General features: G+C 71.3%; 15 protein-coding genes. 8 read left to right on the top strand and 7 right to left on the bottom strand.

Features of this window, described 5'->3' with window-relative positions; all coding sequences use genetic code 11:
• Window positions 1–102 precede the first annotated feature (102 nt).
• Entirely contained in the window at window positions 103–3249 is a 3147-nt protein-coding gene (ileS, locus tag AB0B85_RS28475; RefSeq protein WP_357412044.1) for an isoleucine--tRNA ligase, read from the bottom strand.
• Between the two features lie 311 nt (window positions 3250–3560).
• Between ileS and AB0B85_RS28470 the strand changes: the two genes are divergently transcribed.
• Genes AB0B85_RS28470 through AB0B85_RS28455 form a run of 4 tightly spaced genes read left to right on the top strand, consistent with a single transcriptional unit; the run spans window position 3561 to window position 7219 of the window.
• On the top strand, window positions 3561–4580 hold the full coding sequence (locus AB0B85_RS28470; RefSeq protein WP_357412043.1) for an ArsR family transcriptional regulator: 1020 nt from the start codon (window positions 3561–3563) through the stop codon (window positions 4578–4580).
• A gap of 59 nt (window positions 4581–4639) precedes the next feature.
• Window positions 4640–5650 (top strand): ABC transporter ATP-binding protein, encoded by a 1011-nt coding sequence (locus AB0B85_RS28465; RefSeq protein WP_357412042.1) that lies wholly within the window; start codon window positions 4640–4642, stop codon window positions 5648–5650.
• Between the two features lie 11 nt (window positions 5651–5661).
• Window positions 5662–6420 carry an ABC transporter permease gene (locus tag AB0B85_RS28460; protein WP_357412041.1) on the top strand — a complete coding sequence of 253 codons (759 nt, stop codon included), beginning with the start codon at window positions 5662–5664 and terminating at the stop codon, window positions 6418–6420.
• Between the two features lie 10 nt (window positions 6421–6430).
• A complete protein-coding gene (locus AB0B85_RS28455) occupies window positions 6431–7219 on the top strand; it encodes an ABC transporter permease (protein ID WP_357412040.1) in 789 nt (262 codons plus the stop codon).
• Window positions 7220–7405: 186 nt separating this feature from the next.
• On the opposite strand, the gene AB0B85_RS28450 is transcribed toward AB0B85_RS28455, so the two are convergent.
• On the bottom strand, window positions 7406–8956 hold the full coding sequence (locus AB0B85_RS28450; RefSeq protein ID WP_357412039.1) for an alkaline phosphatase D family protein: 1551 nt from the start codon (window positions 8954–8956) through the stop codon (window positions 7406–7408).
• 187 nt (window positions 8957–9143) lie between these two features.
• Between AB0B85_RS28450 and AB0B85_RS28445 the strand changes: the two genes are divergently transcribed.
• Together AB0B85_RS28445 and sigJ are read left to right on the top strand one after the other, a co-directional pair.
• Window positions 9144–9584: a carboxymuconolactone decarboxylase family protein gene (locus tag AB0B85_RS28445; RefSeq protein WP_357412038.1), complete on the top strand. Its 441-nt coding sequence runs from the start codon at window positions 9144–9146 to the stop codon at window positions 9582–9584.
• Window positions 9581–10456, top strand: coding sequence for an RNA polymerase sigma factor SigJ (gene sigJ / locus AB0B85_RS28440; RefSeq protein ID WP_357412037.1), 876 nt, complete (start codon window positions 9581–9583; stop codon window positions 10454–10456). The genes AB0B85_RS28445 and sigJ overlap by 4 nt, the downstream gene beginning before the upstream one ends.
• Before the next feature lie 58 nt (window positions 10457–10514).
• Here the strand turns inward: sigJ and ndk are convergent, their stop codons facing one another.
• Window positions 10515–10940 carry a nucleoside-diphosphate kinase gene (ndk, locus tag AB0B85_RS28435; protein WP_357412036.1) on the bottom strand — a complete coding sequence of 142 codons (426 nt, stop codon included), beginning with the start codon at window positions 10938–10940 and terminating at the stop codon, window positions 10515–10517.
• A gap of 141 nt (window positions 10941–11081) precedes the next feature.
• Here ndk and AB0B85_RS28430 point away from each other — a divergent pair, with 141 nt between their 5' ends.
• The gene (locus AB0B85_RS28430; protein WP_357412035.1) at window positions 11082–12509 is read left to right on the top strand and encodes a VOC family protein; all 1428 of its coding nucleotides are present in this window, start codon (window positions 11082–11084) and stop codon (window positions 12507–12509) included.
• A 27-nt stretch (window positions 12510–12536) separates the two neighbouring features.
• Here the strand turns inward: AB0B85_RS28430 and AB0B85_RS28425 are convergent, their stop codons facing one another.
• From AB0B85_RS28425 to AB0B85_RS28415, 3 genes are read right to left on the bottom strand one after another with little or no spacing between them, the layout of a single operon-like run.
• Window positions 12537–12959: a DUF4233 domain-containing protein gene (locus AB0B85_RS28425; protein WP_357412034.1), complete on the bottom strand. Its 423-nt coding sequence runs from the start codon at window positions 12957–12959 to the stop codon at window positions 12537–12539.
• The gene (locus tag AB0B85_RS28420; RefSeq protein ID WP_357412033.1) at window positions 12956–14290 is read right to left on the bottom strand and encodes a folylpolyglutamate synthase/dihydrofolate synthase family protein; all 1335 of its coding nucleotides are present in this window, start codon (window positions 14288–14290) and stop codon (window positions 12956–12958) included. Before AB0B85_RS28420 ends, AB0B85_RS28425 begins: the two co-directional genes overlap by 4 nt.
• Entirely contained in the window at window positions 14287–16905 is a 2619-nt protein-coding gene (locus AB0B85_RS28415) for a valine--tRNA ligase (protein WP_357412032.1), read from the bottom strand. Before AB0B85_RS28415 ends, AB0B85_RS28420 begins: the two co-directional genes overlap by 4 nt.
• A gap of 69 nt (window positions 16906–16974) precedes the next feature.
• Here AB0B85_RS28415 and AB0B85_RS28410 point away from each other — a divergent pair, with 69 nt between their 5' ends.
• A complete protein-coding gene (locus AB0B85_RS28410) occupies window positions 16975–17661 on the top strand; it encodes a hypothetical protein (protein ID WP_357412031.1) in 687 nt (228 codons plus the stop codon).
• 32 nt (window positions 17662–17693) lie between these two features.
• Here the strand turns inward: AB0B85_RS28410 and AB0B85_RS28405 are convergent, their stop codons facing one another.
• Window positions 17694–17936 carry a hypothetical protein gene (locus AB0B85_RS28405; RefSeq protein ID WP_357412030.1) on the bottom strand — a complete coding sequence of 81 codons (243 nt, stop codon included), beginning with the start codon at window positions 17934–17936 and terminating at the stop codon, window positions 17694–17696.
• Window positions 17937–18254: the final 318 nt, after the last annotated feature.

Below are 18254 nucleotides of genomic sequence, written 5' to 3'. Positions count from 1 at the left end.
GTCCTCCGGCAGGTGAGGTGCGAACAGGCGGTGTCACGGTAGCGGACGCCCGCACACCCCTCGGACGGAGGTGGCGCGACGCCCGCTACCTGACGATGGTCCCTAGACCCGGCGGACGGAGACCGTCACCCGGTCGCCCTCGCCGACCTCACCGGCGAAGCCGTCGACGCCCTCGGCGAAGTCCACCGAGTCGGCAAGCACCTCCCCGGACACGAAGTCGAGGTACCCGGCCACCGCCGCGCGCACCTCGTCGGAGGCCGACACCGACACCACGATCCGGTCCGACACGTCCAGGTCGGCGTCCCGGCGGGCCTGCTGCACCACCCGCACCACGTCGCGGGCCAGCCCCTCGGCGGCCAACTCCGGGGTGACAGCGGTGTCCAGCACCACCACACCCTCACCGCCGGGCAGCGGCGCGGAGTTCTCGGCGTCGGCGGCGACCAGACGCAGCTCGTACTCGCCCTCGGCGAGGGTGACGCCGGCCGCCACCGGGGCGCCGTCGACAAGCTCCCAGTCGCCCGCCTTGACCGCCTTGATCACCTGCTGCACCTGCTTGCCGACCCGCGGGCCGAGCGCCCGGGGCACCACAGTCAACACCTGCTCGCAGTACGCGGACAGCTCCGCGCTGAACTCGACGGCCTTCACGTTGACCTCGTCGGTGACCAGGTCGGCGAACGGGCGCAACTGCTCCGCCGCCGGTGCGGCCACTGTCAGCTTGGACAGCGGCAGCCGCACCCGCAGACCCTTGGCCTTGCGCAGCGACAGCGCCGCCGAGGCGACCGCCCGGGTGGCGTCCATCGCGGCGACCAGGTCGTGGTCGGCCGGGAACTCGGTCGCCTCCGGCCAGTCGGTCAGGTGCACCGAACGTTCCCCGGTCAGCCCGCGCCAGATCTCCTCCGCTGTCAACGGCGCGAGCGGCGCCACCACCCGGCAGAGCGTCTCCAGCACCGTCCAGAGCGTGTCGAACGCGTTGACGTCACCGGACCAGAACCGGTCCCGCGAGCGGCGCACGTACCAGTTGGTGAGCGCGTCCAGGTAGGACCGGACGGTCGCGCACGCACCGGAGATGTCGTACGCGTCCATCTGCGCGCCGACAGTGGTCACCAGCTCGTTCGTCTTCGCCAGGATGTACCTGTCGAGCAGGTGCGTCGAGTCGGTACGCCGACGCGCCTGGTGCCCGTCGGCGTTGGCGTAGAGGGTGAAGAAGTACCACACGTTCCACAGCGGCAGCAGCACCTGCCGGACCGCGTCGCGGATGAGCGTCTCGGTCACCGCCAGGTCACCGCCGCGCAGCACCGGCGAGGACATCAGCATCCAGCGCATCGCGTCCGAGCCGTACGCGTCGAACACGTGGTAGACGTCCGGGTAGTTGCGCAGGCTCTTGGACATCTTGCGCCCGTCCGAGCCGAGCAGGATGCCGTGGCTCAGGCAGTTGCGGAACGCCGGCCTGTCGAACAGCGCGGTGGCCAACACGTGCATCGTGTAGAACCAGCCGCGGGTCTGCCCGATGTACTCGACGATGAAGTCACCCGGGTAGTGGTGCTCGAACCAGTCCGCGTTCTCGAACGGGTAGTGCACCTGCGCGAACGGCATCGACCCGGACTCGAACCAGCAGTCCAGCACCTCCGGCACCCGGCGCATCATCGACTGACCGGTCGGGTCGTCCGGGTTGGGGCGCACCAGGTCGTCCACCGCCGGCCGGTGCAGGTCGGTCAGGCGTACGCCGAAGTCCCGCTCGATGTCGGCGAGCGAGCCGTAGACGTCCAGGCGCGGGTAGTTCGGGTCGTCGGACTTCCACACCGGGATCGGCGAGCCCCAGAACCGGTTCCGGCTGATCGACCAGTCCCGGGCGTTGGCCAGCCACTTGCCGAACGAGCCGTCCTTGATGTGCCCGGGCGTCCAGTTGATCTCCTGGTTCAGCTCGACCATCCGGTCCCGGAACTTCGTGACGGCCACGAACCACGACGACACCGCCTTGTAGACGAGCGGGGTGTCGCAGCGCCAGCAGTGCGGGTACGAGTGGGTGTAGGTGTCCTGCTTGAGCACCACCCCCCGGTCCTTCAGCTCCCGGATCACCGGCTTGTTGACGTCGAAGACCTGCTCGCCCTGGTACGGCGGGACCAGCGCGGTGAAGCGCGTGTGGTCGTCGACTGTGACGATCGTCGGGATGCCCGCGGCGTTGCAGACGTTCTGGTCGTCCTCGCCGAACGCCGGGGCGAGGTGCACGATCCCGGTGCCGTCCTCGGTGGTGACGAACTCCGCGCCGAGCACCTGGTACGCGTTGTCGCCGGCCTGCTCGACGAGGAAGTCGTACAGCGGCGTGTAGCGGCGTCCGACCAGGTCGCGGCCGTACACCGTGCCGACCTGCTCGAAGCCGTCCAGCTCCTTGGCGTACGCGGCCAGCCGTGCCGCCCCGACCACGAACCGCTCCCCGTCGCGCTCCAGCACCGCGTACTCGATGTCCGGGCCGACGGCCAGCGCCAGATTCGACGGCAGGGTCCACGGCGTGGTGGTCCAGACACCCAGCTTGACCGGCCCGCGCAGCAGTTCCGGGGCGGACTCGTCGGCGGTCAGCCCGAACCACACCGACAGCGTCGGGTCGTGCCGGTCCCGGTAGACGTCGTCCATCCGGGTCTCGGTGTTCGACAGCGGCGTCTCGCAGCGCCAGCAGTACGCCAGCACCCGGAAACCCTCGTAGATCAGACCCTTGTCGTGCAGGGTCCTGAAGGCCCACATGACGCTTTCCATGTAGTCCAGGTCGAGGGTCTTGTAGTCGTTGTCGAAGTCGACCCAGCGGGCCTGCCGGTTGATGTACCGCTCCCAGTCCTGGGTGAACTCCAGCACCGACGTGCGGCAGGCCTCGTTGAACCGGGCCACGCCCAGGTCGATGATCTCCGCCTTGCTGGTGATGCCGAGCTGCTTCTCGGCCACCACCTCGGCGGGCAGGCCGTGGCAGTCCCAGCCGAAGCGCCGCTCGACGTGCCGCCCGCGCATGGTCTGGTAGCGCGGCACCACGTCCTTGACGTACCCGGTGAACAGGTGGCCGTAGTGCGGCAGGCCGTTGGCGAACGGCGGGCCGTCGTAGAAGACGTACTCGTTCTTGCCGTCGTCGCCGGCCGGACGGGCCTCAACGGACGCCTCGAAGGTCTTGTCGGCCGTCCAGTGCTCCAGCACCCGGCGCTCGACCGCGGGCAGGTCCGGGCTCGCCGGGACTCCGGCAGCGGTCGGGTCGTGCAACGGATAGGCCATCGGGGGTCGCTCTCCTCGTGCAGCTCACTCAACGTGGTCTGCGAGGACGAACCTTCCCGGGGTACGCCTCGACGACGCTCCCGGGGTGATCCGCGGTACCACCCCGCTTGGCGGTCAGGATCGACCGCCCGCTCATTTGCCGGCTGTGACGGGCCGCACCCGTCCGGTTCTACTGGGCCGGTTGCCCGGCTGTTCTTCCGGAGGCTCACCGGTGATCGCCGGGTCATCGCCTTACGGTGCACAACGATACTCGACAGGCCCCCCGCCCCGCCGCCGAGTGAACGCGCACGCCGGCACCCTAGGCTGGCCGGGTGATCCGGATCGAGTTGGACGAGCCGACACTGTCCCGCACCCGGATCGCCACCAGCCCGCTGTGGGAGGTGCTGACCAGCCTGTACGTGCTGCACCGGAATCCGGGCGAGGCGCCCTGGCCGTACACGGGTTGGGCGCGGCACGCGCGGCGGGTGCTCGCCGAGGTGCCGGCGACCGCGCCGGTACGGGTGCTGACCATCGGTTCACGGGCGCCGGACTTCCTCAGCCCGGTCCCCACGTCCGCCGCGCCGACGCTGGCCGAGCAGCTCGCCGAGCTGCGCGCGACACCCGCGGAGGTGATCGCCGAGCAGATCCCCCGCTACCACCGCCTCGACGACCTGCCCGGGTGGCTGAGCCCGTTCGTGACGGACCGGCAGGCCGCAGTGGACCGGCTCGCCGACGGCATCGAGGCGTACTGGGACGCCGCGATCGCGCCCTGGTGGCCGGCGATGCGGGCGGCGCTTGACGAGGAGGTGCTGCACCGGGCCCGGGCACTCGCCGCCGACGGCCCGGACGCGCTGCTTGCCGACCTGCACGAACGGGTGCGCTGGGACAAGCCGGTGCTGACCCTCGTGAAGCCGTTGGAGCAGCACTTCGAGGCCGTGAACCAGCGACTGCTGCTGGTTCCGTTGATCTTTTCGCGGGGTGCGCTCACCTGCTCCACCGATCATCCGGAGATCGTGGCCGTCTCCTACCAGGCGCGCGGGGCGGTGCTGCTCGCCGAGGGCGGGCCGGTACCGGCGCCGGGTGCCGCACCGACCACCGACCGGTTGGCGGTGCTTGTCGGTAGGGGTCGGGCACAGGTGCTGCGGGCGTTGACCCGACCGGCGACCACAGCCGGTCTCGCCGCGACCCTGGGGCTGGCCCCGAGCACCGTCTCGGAGCAGCTCTCGGCGCTGCTCGCCGCCGGGGTGGTGCACCGCCGCCGGGTCGGCCGTCGGGTGCTGTACGGCCTGGAGCCGGCCGGCGTGGCTCTGGTGCAGCTCGTCGGTGACGAGCCGACGACCGCGTCGGCCTGAGGATTCGGGCCGGTCCGAATTCGTTTCCCACCCGCCCCGGCCACTCCTAACCTCCCGGCATGAGCGAACACGCGATCGAGGCGGTCGGGTTGCGCCGCACGTACCGCAGCCGCACCGGGTGGTTACGACCCCAGCGCCGGGAGGTCCAGGCGGTCCGCGGCGTCGACCTGACGGTCGGCAACGGGGAGCTGTTCGGCCTGCTCGGGCCGAACGGCGCTGGCAAGACCACGACCATCAAGCTGCTGAACACACTGCTCATCCCGACCGCCGGTGAGGCCCGGATCTGCGGGTTCGACGTGGTCCGGCAGACCCGGGAGGTACGCCGACGGATCGGGTACGTCTTCGGCGGCGACCGCGGCCTGTACGACAGGCTCTCCGCGCGGGACAACCTGCGCTACTTCGCCGAGCTGTACGGCGTGCCGGGGCGCGAGCAGAAGCGGCGGATCGCCGAGCTGTTCGAGCTGGTCCGCCTGACCGGCCGGGAGAACGACAGGGTGGAGGGCTACTCGCGGGGCATGCGGCAGCGGCTGCACATCGCCCGGGGCCTGCTGCACCGGCCACGTGTGCTCTTCCTCGACGAGCCGTCGATCGGGGTGGACCCGGTCGCCGCCCGGGAACTGCGGCAGACAGTTGCCGACCTCGCCGCCACCGGCACCACAGTGCTGCTCACCACCCACTACATGGCCGAGGCCGACGAGCTGTGCGGCCGCATCGCCGTGATCGCGAACGGGGCGCTCCAGGCCCTCGGCACCCCTGCGGAACTGCGGCACCACGCCGACGGCCGGCAGGTGCTGGAGGTCGAGGCGTACGGGGTGAGCGACGCGCAGCTCGCGCTCATCCACACCCTGCCCGGGGTGCGCGAGGCGAGCGTTGTCGTCACGGGCGCGGCGCAGGTGCTGACCGTGCAGTCCGACGCGGGGGTGGACGTGCAGGCGGACGTGCTGCGGGCACTGGACGGGGTGCGGCTGGGTCGTGTCACGGCCCGGCGGCCCACACTTGAGGACGCGTACGTGGCGATCGTGAACCGCGTCGACGCGCAGGCCCGACCCGCCGAGGCGGTGGGGGTGTGAGGACGCTGCGCATGATCGCCGTCGGTGCGTTGCTGCACGCCAAGCAGCTCAGCCGCTCGCCGTTCGAGATCGCCACCGCGCTTATCGTGCCGGTGGTGCAGGCGACCCTGGCCGTCTACCTCTTCCGGGCCGGCGGTGAGCCCGGTCGGCTGCTGGAGGCCGCGGTCGGGGCGGGGCTGATGGGCATCTGGTCGTCGGTGTTGTTCGGCTCGGGTGGCGCCATCCAGAACCAGCGGTGGCAGGGCACCCTGGAAATGATCATGCTGGCGCCCCGGCCGCCCGCCCTGGTGGTGCTGCCGATCACCCTCGCGACAGCGCTCACCGGCACGTACGCCATGCTCGCCACCCTCGCCTGGGGTCGCCTGCTGTACGGCATCCCGCTCACCTTCGCCGACCCGCTGGCGTTCGCGGTCGCGGTGCCCGGCTGCATCATCGGCCTCGGCATGTTCGGTCTGCTGCTCGCCTCGACGTTCGTGCTGCTGCGCAACGCCAACGCGCTCACCAACACGCTGGAGTACCCGATCTGGCTGGTCTCCGGGATGCTCATCCCGATCACCGCGCTGCCCGGCTGGACCGGCCCGATCGGTGCCGTGCTGCCCACCACGTGGGGGGCGCGGGCGGTCCGTGAGGCGGCCACCGGCAGCGGGCCGGTCTGGCCCTCGCTCGGCATCTGCCTCGCGATCAGCCTGGCCTGCCTGGCTCTCGGTGCGCTCATGATGACCCACGTCGAGCGGCGGGCCCGCGCGGCGGCCACCCTCGCCCTGGCCTGAGGAGGCGACGATGACCGCACTGCTGCGCCTGATCGGCACCGGTGGCGTGATCGCCTACCGGGCCCTGTTCAACTGGACCACCCCGGCGATGTTCGTCGGCACGCTGCTCGTCGGTCCGCTGTTCCAACTGCTGTTCTTCGCCTACCTGGGCCGGCAGCTCGGCGTCGCCGACGACGGCTTCTACATCACCGGCAACGCCGTGCTGGCGGCCTCGCTCGCCTGCGTGTTCGGCGGCACCATGGCGGTCTCCAACGAGCGGCGCTTCGGGACCCTCGGGCACGTGCTGCTCTCCCCTCGCAGCCGCACCGCGGTGTTCCTCGGCCGGGTCCTGCCGTACGCCGGGAACGGGCTGCTGATCGCGGTGACCACGCTGACCGCGGCCTCGCTGCTGCTGGGCCTGCGGGTGCCGGTCGACGCGCTGCCGGGGTTGCTGCTCACCCTGGCGGTGGCGGCGTTGGCGTGCGGGTTCTTCGGCCTGACGCTGGGTGCGATCGGGCTGCGGTTCCGCGACGTCTGGCTGGTCTCGAACGTGTCGGTGGCCCTGCTGCTCCTGCTCACCGGGGTGAACGTGCCCGCCGCCGGGTTACCGACCTGGATGCGGCTCACCGGCGAACTGCTGCCGATCACCCACGCGGCCGAGGCGGCCCGCCGGCTGGTCGCCGGCCAGGGTTTCCGGGCCGCCGCACCCCAGCTCGCCGCCGAACTGGCCATCGCCGTCGCGTACGCGATCCTGGCCGCCGTCCTACTCAAGATCTTCGAAGCCGAATCCCGCCGCCGAGCCTCCCTAGAAACCCTCTAACCCCCACCCCCCACCCCCACCCCGCCCACCCGCCCCGGCCCGCCGGCCCGCCCGCCCGCCCCCCACCCCGGTGATCATGAAGTTATTGCCCGCCGCAGCGGCGTGTCGCGACAATAACTTCATGATCAACCGACGGCCGCGGCCGGGGCCGGGGCCGGGGCCGGGGTGGGGGGCCGGGGTGGGGGGTTAGGGGGCGGGGAGGGTGGTGGTCCAGAGGGAGGCGCCGTCGCGGTCGCGCAGGTGGACCGTCAGGGCCGCCGACTCGCCGTCGATCGACACCTCCCCGAAGTGCTGGAAACCCCCCGCCGGGCCCGTGTTCGCCACCGGCGGGGCGTGCACGAAGGCCGCCTGCGGGCCGAACGTGCCGTCCAGCGCGTTCGGGCCGAACGCGCCGGCGTGCGCCGGGCCGGAGACGAACTCCCAGAACGGGGTGAAGTCGCCGACCGCCGCCCGGGACGGGTCGTAGTGGTGCGCGGCCGAGTAGTGCACGTCGGCGGTGAGGAACACCATGCCGGTGACTCCGGCCCGGTGGGTGGCCCGCAGCACCTCGGCGAACTCCAGTTCCCGCCCGGCCGGTGCGCCCGGGTCGCCCTGGGCGACGCCCTCCTGGGCGGTCGGGCCGTCCGGCACCACCACCCCGATCGGCAGGTCGTTGGCGATCACCTTCCAGGTCGCCGTGGACCGCTTCAGCTCCCGGATCAGCCACTCGCGCTGCTCGCGGCCGAGCAGACCCCGCTTCGGGTCGGCGTACGTGTTGCCGTCGTTCGGGTCCTTGTGGGTCCGCATGTCGAGCACGAACACGTCGAGCAGCGGCCCGTACGAGATCCGGCGGTACAGCGGACCGTTGTCCGGCACCGGCAGCCACTCACCGAACGCCTGGCGGGCCCGAGCGGCGAGCACGTCCACCCGCCGCTCGGTGTACCGCGGGTCGTCCAGGACCTCCCCCGGGTACCAGTTGTTGAGGACCTCGTGGTCGTCCCACTGGTTGATCTGCGGGACCGCCGCGTTGAACGCCCGCAGATGCTCGTCGATCAGGTTGTACGCGTACTGCCCCCGGTACTCGGTGAGCGTCTCGGCGACCTTGCTCTTCTCCGGCGTCACCACGTTGCGCCAGATCCGCCCGTCGGGCAGGGCCACCGACTCGACGAGCGGGCCGTCGGCGTAGACCGTGTCGCCACTGCACAGGTAGAAGTCGGGCCGCGTCTCCCGCATCGCCCGGAAGATCGACATTCCGCCGAAGTTCGGGTCGATCCCCCAGCCCTGCCCGACGATGTCACCGGTCCAGACGAACGTGATGTCGCCGCGCCGGTGCCGGCCCGGCGCGGTGGTGAACGTCCCGGTCAACGGCTCGCTGACCACACCGTGGCGCTCCAGGCTCTCCACCCGGACCCGGTAGTGCAGCCGCTCGGCGTCCGGCAGCCCGCGCAGCCGGACCTTGCCGGTGAGGTCGCCGGTCGGGGTGAGCACCGGGCCGCGCAGCTGCCGCGCCCCCCGGAAGTCCGGCCGGCGGCTCACCTCGACGAGCATCCGGCCCGGCCGGTCGGCCCGGGTCCAGACCAGCGCGGAGTCCGCGGTCACGTCGCCGCTCTGCACCCCGTGGGTGAGCACCGGGCGCGCGGCCGGCCGCCAGGCCGGGGCGGCGTTCGCGCCAGCGCCGCCCAGCAGGGTGCCGCCGGCGACTCCGGCACCGACCACCAGGCCGGCCCGCAGCAGAGTACGTCGATCAAGCTCGGTCATTCTTCCTCCGGATCATCGGTTGACCCCGTCGGTCTACCGGCCGGAGATGACCACGATCGACGATCCGGGTGACGCGGGCCGGAACAGGGGTTGTCCGGTCGGCATGACCGGAGTCACAGCCCCGGCTGTCACGGTGCGCCCCGGCCGATCCGTCGTGTCGGTGTCGAACCGATAAGGGGAGGTAGTCATGCAACGGATGAATCCCGGCGCGGTGGCGCCGAAGGCGTACCAGGCGGTCATGGGGCTGGAGAAGTACGTCCAGTCGAACGTCGACCAGACTGTGCTTGAGCTGGTGAAACTACGAGCGTCAATGATCAACGGGTGCGCGTTCTGCGTCGACATGCACAGCCAGGACGCGCTCACCAAGGGGGAGTCGAGCCGCCGGCTGTTCGCGGTGGCCGCCTGGCGGGAGTCGTCGTTCTTCGACGAACGGGAGCGGGCCGCGCTGGATCTCACCGACGCGGTCACCCGGCTCGGTGAGCACGGCGTGCCGGACGAGGTGTGGGACGCCGCCGCGAAGGTCTGGTCGGAGAAGGAACTGGCCGACCTCGTCTTCGCGATTGCCACAATCAACGTGTGGAATCGGATCGGGGTAACCATGCGGTTGGAGCCTCCGGCTCACGCATGACCACTGCGGCAGCAGACGCGGCCGGTGCGCTCCAGGCGCACCGGCCGATGCTGCTCGGGCTCGCGTACCGCCTGCTCGGCAGCCGGCACGACGCGGAGGACGTGCTCCAGGAGGCGTACCTGCGCTGGCTCGGCGTGGACCGCTCGGCGGTGGAGGAACCGCGCCGGTACCTGTCCCGGGTGGTCACCCGGCTCGCCCTGGACCGACTGCGGGCCCGGCAGGCGGCCCGCGAGACGTACGTCGGCACCTGGCTGCCCGAGCCGGTGCCCACCGTGCCCTCGCCCTTCGGACCGTTGGACCGCGCGGAGCTGCGCGACTCGCTCTCCACAGCGTTGCTGCACGTCCTGGAGCGGCTCACCCCGCCGGAGCGGGCGGTGTACGTCCTGCACACCGCCTTCGACATGCCGTACGCCGAGATCGCCGAGGTCCTGGACCGGACCCCGGAGGACTGCCGCCAGCTGCACCACCGGGCGAGCGTTCGGGTCCACCAGGAGCAGCGTCGCTTCACCGCCAGCCGGACCGAACGGGAACGCCTGCTCGACGCCTTCCTCGCCGCCGCCCGCGACGGTGACCTGGCGACGCTCACCGGCCTGGTCGCGGCGGACGCCACGGCCTGGAACGACGGCGGTGGCCGGGTCCGGGCCGGCCGCAACCCGGTCACCGGCGCGGACCGGATCGCCCGGTTCTACGCCGGGATCTACGGCCCGAACCGCCAGTGGACGATGCGCCGCATGGAGCTGAACGGGGAACCGGCGGCCCTGCTGACAAATGGCGACGGCAACCGGTACACCCTGACCGTCAGCGCCGCCGACGGCCAGATCACCGGTGTCTACGTGGTCGGCAACCCGGAGAAACTGCCGCCCACCGGTTGAGCGTCGGCGGTACGGCCCAGCCCAGCCTGGTTGACGCTCAGGCCAGCTCGGATGACGCTCAGGCCAGCTCGGGGAACCAGAGCGCGATCTCGCGCTTGGCGCTGTCCGTCGAGTCGGACGCGTGCACCAGGTTCTCCCGGTTGGACAGCGACAGGTCGCCCCGGATGGTGCCGGCGGCGGCCCGACGCCCGTCGGTGGCCCCGACCAGCCCACGGACCACGTCGATGACCTGGTCTCCGGAGAGCACCAGCGCGACAAGCGGACCGCTTGTCATGAAGTCCTTCAGCGGCGGGTAGAACGCCTTGTCGACGTGCTCGGCGTAGTGCTCGTCGGCGAGCGCGGCGTCCATCGTCCGGTGCACCATCGCGTCGATCCGCAGCCCCTTGCGCTCGAAGCGGGAGAGGAGCTCGCCGACCAGGCCACGGCGGACCGCGTCGGGCTTGATCAGAACGAGGCTGCGCTCATCCGGACTGTTGCTGGACACGCTGGGTTCCTCCTGTGCACGCTGAACGCTAGGGATCGGTACGGTCAGCGTAGCGACCCGGTCCCGGCGCCGGCGCGGCGGCCGGTCTTTCGCCCGGTGGCTGATCCGGCCTAGCCTGGCCCTGACCCCGGGAGGTCCACTGTGGCGAATGGCGGAAACCAATCCATCGCGCCGGTACGCAAGCTGGTCGGCGCGGTGCTGGGCACCATGGCCAGCTTCGTTGTCCTCTTCGGGCTGGGCATGCCCAGTTGGGCCATCGTGGCTCTCGGGGTCGCCCTGCTGGTGCTGGCGATCGCGCTGGCGACCGTTCGCGGTGGCGGGCGCACCTGGGTGGTCGGTGTCGGGCACGTGCACAGCGCCTCCGAACCACCCACCCAGTACGCGTTCGGCCGTTGCGAACTGCAACTGGTGATCGACGCACCCGGTCTGCCGCCCCGGTCCAAGAAGATCATCGAGCCGAGGGTGCCGGTCTCGAAGTGGCCGTCGCTGGGCCAGACCCTGCCGATCCGGGTCGCGCTGGACGACCAGCGGCACGTGAAGGTCCTCTGGGACGAGGTGCCGACCCACGCCGAGACCGCAGCCGCCGTGGCCGACCTCCCGCCGGAGTTCGCCGACGCCGACGCCGTGGACGAGGTGCTGATCCAGCAGGATGCCCCGCCCTGGGCCGATCGCGCCTCGGACGACGACTTCCGCGACGACTTCGGCGACCCACTCGCTGACCGGTTCCAGGGTCCGCTCGACCCCGACCCGTCCCGCCCCGATCCGGTACGGGACGACCCGGGCGGCAGGTCCGAGGAGCGCGAGCCCGTGGTGATGCACCAGAGTCCGGGTGGCCCTGTGGTGTTGGAGGGCGTCGTCGTGGAGCAGCAGGCCCGCGGCGGCCTGCCCCGGCGGGCCACCCCCGCGCCGCGTCCGCCTGTCGAGGAGCAGTTCGACGAGCCCGCCGCCGACCGGGCCGACCCGCCGCCCGCCGACCGGGCAGACCCGCCGGGGGCCGACCGCATCGACGTGCCAGCGGCCGACCGCTTCGTCGACCCGGCACCCGCGCAGCGGTCCGGTCCGGGCGCGACCGACCCGCTGGACCCCCTCGATCTTCCGCTTGACGATCCCTCCCCGGTCGGGGCAGCCCGCGAGACCGTCACCGACGCGGAACTGGACGAGGCGATCTTCGGGTTGGCCGGGGACGGGACAGCGCCGATCAGCGGGGTGGGTCTGACCCTGCTGGTGACCGACCTGTCGCGGTCGCTCGATTTCTACCGCGACATGCTCGGCTTCACCGAGGTCGACCAGGGCGCCGGCAACGCCGTACTCGCCTCCGGCACGACCCGGCTCGTCCTGCGTGAGGTGACCGGAGCCGCGCCCATCAGCCGCCGCCTGGTGCACGTCAACCTGGAGGTCGACGACATCGAAGCGGCGTACGAGCGGTTGCGCGGATCGGGCGTCCGATTCACGTACGCGCCGCGGGTGGTCAACCGGGGCTCGAAGTTGGAGGTGTGGGCGGCGGCGTTCCGCGATCCGGACGGCCACGGCATCGCGCTCACCCAGTGGCGCGAACGCGCCGAGGCCTGAGGCCAGCCGGCTCCGGCCGGCCCACGGTCAGCCGAGGATGACCCGACGGACGTGCAGCGCGTACGCCCACACCAGGGCGAAGATGATGCCCAGGGCCAGCAGCGACCAGTGCAGCAGGCCGCCCAGCATCAGCAGGCCCTGGAGCACCGTGCCGGCGTGCCAGGCCCAGGGGCGTCGCATCATGCCGGCGACCACGATGGCGGCCACCGCCAGCGCCACCACCGCGCCGATGGCGGCACCACTGAGGTCACCGCCGACCACGCGGATCGGCTGGATGGCCAACAGCAGCACCAGCGCCTCCAGGCTGAGCGTGCCGGCACCGAGTCCACGGACCGCCCGCTCCGGGTTGCGCAACCCGGAGCGGCGCGACTGCCCGGCGACGGGCTCCTCCGGTCCGGGCTGGCCAGCCGGGTCGCCGGTGGCGCCCAGGTCCCGCTGTGGGTCGGTCATCGCTTCAGCAGTCGACGAGCGTCGGCGACCGTCACCACCGAGCCGGTGACAAGCACCCCGACCCCACTGAGCTCACCGGGGACGTCCTCCTCGGCAAGCGCCACCGCCAGCTCGATGGCGTCGGGCATCTCCTCGGCCGAGTCCACCCGCTCCTCGCCGAAGATCTCGGCGGCCAGCATGGCGAGTTCCTCGGTCGGCATCGCCCGCGGCGAGCTGTTACGGGTGACCACCACGTGGTCGACCACCGGCTCCAGCAGTTCCAGCATGGCCTCCGCGTCCTTGTCGGCCAGCACGCCGATCACGGCCACCAGCTTGCTGAACGCGAACTCCTCCTGGAGCGCGGTCACTGTGGCCTTCATCCCGTGCGGGTTGTGCGCACCGTCCAGCAGGACGGTCGGGGCGTTACGGACGCGCTCCAACCGACCCGGGGAGCTGGTCGAGGCGAAGCCCTCCCGGACCGCCTCGATGTCCAGTTGACGTCGAGCCCCCGCCCCCAGGAACGCCTCCACGGCGGCGAGCGCCACTGCCGCGTTCTGCGCCTGGTGGGCACCGTGCAGCGGAATGAAGACGTCGTCGTACACGCCACCCAGCCCCTGGAGGGTGAGCACCTGGCCGCCGACCGCGACCGCCCGACCCAGCACGCCGAACTCGCCGCCCTCCCGGGCGATGGTGGCCCCGACCTCGGCGCAGCGTTCGAGGAGGGGACCAGCGGCCTCCTCCTCCTGCGCCGCCGAGATCACCGTGGCACCCGGGTGGATGATGCCGGCCTTGGCCAGCGCGATGTCCTGGAGGGTGTCACCCAACCACTCGGTGTGGTCCAGCCCGATCGGGGTGATCACGCAGACCCCGGCCTGGATCACGTTGGTGGCGTCCTCGGCGCCGCCGAGGCCGACCTCGACCACGGCGATGTCGACAGGCGCGTCGGCGAAGGTGGCGAACGCCAGCGCCGTGGTCATGTCGAAGTACGTCAGCGGCTCGTCGGACCGCGCGTCGACCAGCTCGGCCAACGGCTTGATCTCCCGGTACACCGCCGCGAACCGCTCCTCGCTGACCGGCTCCCCGTCCAGGCTGATCCGCTCCCGGACGGTCTCCAGGTGCGGGCTGGTGTAGCGGCCGGTGTGCAGCCCGAACGCCCGCAACAGTGAGTCGATCATCCGCGCGGTGGAGGTCTTGCCGTTGGTGCCGGTCAGGTGGATCGCCGGGTACGCCCGCTGCGGACTGCCGAGCAGGTCGAGCAGGGACTCGATCCGGTCGAGCTCGAAGACCATGCGGGTGAAGCCACGGGCGTTCAGCTCCGCCTCGACGGCGGCGAAATCGGTACGGTCGGTCACGAGGAAAGTGTCTCCAGTGCAGCGTCGATCCGGACCAGGTCGGCCTCGGCGATGGCGAGCCGGTCGCGGATCTTCGCGACCACCGGCTCGGGGGCCTTGCCGATGAAGGCCGGGTTGTCGAGCTTCGCCCGGGCCTGCGCGACCTCCTTCTCGGCTGCCGCACGGTCCTTCGTCAACCGGGCCCGCTCGGCGGCCACGTCGATCGACCCCCGGGTGTCCAACGCGACACCGACCGCGCCGGGCATGGCCAGCGTGGCGCTGGCCTGGAAATCGTCACCTGCCGGGTCCAGCCGGACCAGGGAGCGGATCAGTGGCTCGTGGGCGTCGATGCCCGCCCCGGCAAGTCCGTCCAACCGGGCGGCCACCCGCTGGTTCGGGCGCAGCCCCTGGTCGGAGCGGAACCGCCGGATCTCGGTGACCACCCGCTGCACGCCTGCCAGCTCGGCCTCGGCGGCGTCGTCGATGAGGGTACGGTCAGCCACCGGCCAGGCGGCGTACTGCACCGTCTCGCCGCCGGTCAACGCGAGCCACAGCTCCTCGGTGACGAACGGAATGACCGGGTGCAGCAGCCGCAACAGCTGGTCCAGCACGTGCCCGAGCACCCGACGGCTGACCTCGGCCCGCTCGCCGCCCTCGGCAAGCACCGGCTTGCTCAGCTCCACGTACCAGTCACAGACGTCGTCCCAGGCGAAGTGGTAGAGCAGATCACACACCTTGGCGAACTCGTACGCCTCGAACTGCTCGTCGACCTCCGCGGTGACGTGCGCCAGCCGGGACAGGATCCACCTGTCGACTGTCGAGAGCTGCTCGACCGGCGGCAGGTCGCCAGTGGTGTGCGCGCCGTTCATCAGGGCGAACCGGGTGGCGTTCCAGAGCTTGTTGCAGAAGTTACGGGAGCCCTGGCACCACTCCTCGCTGACCGGCACGTCCTGGCCCGGGTTGCCACCTCGGGCCAGCGTGAACCGGGTGGCGTCGGCGCCGTACCGCTCGATCCAGTCCAGCGGGTCGACGACGTTGCCGAACGACTTCGACATCTTCTTGCCGAACTGGTCGCGCACCATGCCGTGCAGGGCGACCACGTCGAACGGCGGACGGCCGTCCATCGCGTAGAGGCCGAACATCATCATCCGCGCGACCCAGAAGAACAGGATGTCGTACCCGGTGACCAGCACGCTTGTCGGGTAGAACTTCGCCAGCTCCGGCGTCTGCTCGGGCCAGCCGAGGGTGGAGAACGGCCACAGGCCGCTGGAGAACCAGGTGTCCAGGACGTCCTCGTCCTGGTGCCAGCCCTCGCCGGTCGGCGGCTCCTCGTCCGGGCCGACGCACACGATCTCGCCGTCCGGGCCGTACCAGACCGGGATGCGGTGCCCCCACCACAGCTGGCGGGAGATGCACCAGTCGTGCATGTTGTCGACCCAGGCGAAGTAGCGCTTGGCCAGCTCGGCCGGCTCGATGCGGACCCGACCGTCGCGCACCGCGTCGCCGGCGGCCTGGGCCAGCGGGCCGGTGTTGACGAACCATTGCAACGACAGCCGAGGCTCGACAGTCGTCTTGCAGCGGGAGCAGTGCCCCACGGCGTGCACGTACGGCCGCTTCTCGGCCACGATGAGGCCCTGCTCGCGCAGCGCGGCCACGATCGCGGGCCGCGCCTCGAACCGGTCCAGCCCCTCGAACGGACCGGGCACGGTGATCACACCGCGCTCGTCCATCACGGTCAGCGCGGGCAGGTCGTGGCGCTGGCCGATCTCGAAGTCGTTCGGGTCGTGGGCGGGCGTCACCTTGACCATGCCGGTGCCGAAAGACGGGTCGACGTGCGCGTCGGCCACGATCGGGATCCGGCGGCCGGTGAGCGGCAGCTCGACCTCGGTGCCGATCAGGTGCTTGTAGCGCTCGTCGTCCGGGTGCACCGCGACAGCGGTGTCGCCGAGCATCGTCTCGGCCCGGGTGGTGGCCACCACGACCTCGTCGCTGTAGCGGATCGAGATCAGCTCACCGTCGTCGTCGCTGTGCTCGACCTCGATGTCGGAGAGCGCCGTCAGACAACGAGGGCACCAGTTGATGATCCGGTTGGCCCGGTAGATCAGGCCGTCGTCGTACAACTTCTTGAAGATCGTCTGGACGGCCCGGGACAGGCCCTCGTCCATGGTGAAGCGCTCACGGTCCCAGTCGACAGAGTCGCCGAGGCGGCGCATCTGGCCGAGGATGGCCCCACCGGACTCGGCCTTCCACTGCCAGACCCGCTCGATGAACTTCTCCCGACCCAGGTCATGGCGGGACAGCCCCTGGGCGGCGAGTTGCCGCTCGACGACGTTCTGGGTGGCGATGCCCGCGTGGTCCATGCCGGGCAGCCAGAGCGCCTCGAAGCCCTGCATCCGCTTGCGCCGCACCAGCGCGTCCTGGACGGTGTGGTCCAGGGCGTGGCCCATGTGCAGGGAGCCGGTGACGTTCGGCGGCGGGATGACGATGGCGAAGGGGGGCTTGTCGCTGTCCGCCGAGGCCCGGAAGTGCCCGGCGGCTACCCACTGCTCGTACCGTCGCTGCTCTACCTCGCCCGGCTGGTACTGGCCGGCAAGGGTCGGGGCTGCGGGGCGGTGGGCATCCAGTCTCTCGGTCACCTGACAAGTCTACGGAGGGCTTCTCCGGACCTGACGTGCGCCACCTCTCGTTCGCGTACGGTGTCGGCTATGTCCGACGCACATCTCACCGAGCGGTCGCTCGACGGTGGTCGCGAGCCGCTCGAGCTGACCGAAGAGCCGATCCAGCTGAGCACCCGGGACTCCGGGGGCGACCCCGACGAGCGGTCCGCCGGCTGGTCCCGGCGACGCAAGATCGGCTGGACGATCGCGCTTGTGGTCGGGCTGGTGGGCGCCGGTGTGCTGGGTGCCGCCGGGTGGCGGGTGGCGCAGCAGAAGGACACCGAACTCAGCTCACCCGATCGGGTGGCCGGCCTGACCCGGGACGACAGCGAACGAGCGAAGAGCACCGCCGACTACCTGCGCAGCGGTCTCGCGGCCGACATCGAACTGGACCGCAGCTTCGGCACCGTCTACCGCGACCCGGCCGACGAGAAGCGCTCCGTGCTCATCTTCGGCGGCACCACCCTGCTGTGGCAGCCGGAGCGCGATCTGGACAGCCTCTTCCGCCTGATGTCGGACGACACCGGCTCGGTGCGCGACCTGCGCGAGGCCCCCGCCGGTGACCTGGGCGGCGTGCTGAAGTGCGGCAGCACCACTGGCGAGGGTGGCGACTTCGCGGTGTGTGGCTGGGCCGACCACGGCAGCGTCGTGATGGCGATGTTCCCCGGCCGTTCGGTCGCCGACGCCAGCGGGCTGATGCGTAACCTGCGCCAGGAGATGCAGACCCGCGGCTGACCCGCGCCCGCCGTGTCCCTGGGATCCTTCCGTCAGGGCCGCCCTGACTCGGGACGCTTCTTGCCACCCTGCGCCGGCATCGGCACCGTGCGGGATTCCTGCACGCGGATCTCGGCTCGGAGCTGGTGGGCGGCGGGATGCCATATCTCCTCGAACGGGCCCATGACCTCGCCACCGATGCCGCGACGGCGGACCCGGGAGGCGAGCCACCAGAGAATCCCGAGAACGGCCGCGACGCATCCTGTGAACACCAGGAATATCAGGACGTCTGCCACCCCTCGAGAGTAGCCGCGGGCGCCTGCCGCGCGGGTCTGTGGCTGCCTGCCGTGCCTGTGCCTGCCCGGTGTGTGGCGGGGCATCGTTTGTCGGCGCGCAGCGTTTGATCGACTCGGTTTCCTGATACCCGGGGTGTCACCCGGCCGCGGATACCGCGGTATCCGGGAACCCGAGTCGATCAGGTAACACGCGTCGACCGACCCGGCCGGGAACCCCGCCCCCGGGGGGGAATGCAGATAGGGCCACCCCGCATGGGGTGGCCCTATCTGGAAGATTGTCCGGCGGCGTCCTACTCTCCCACACCCTCACGAGTGCAG

Origin of the sequence: Micromonospora sp. NPDC049044 (genome assembly GCF_040649215.1) — a bacterium.
GTDB lineage: Bacteria > Actinomycetota > Actinomycetes > Mycobacteriales > Micromonosporaceae > Micromonospora.
Note: the sequence above shows the minus strand (reverse complement) of the source record. Positions and strands in the feature narration are given on the sequence as shown.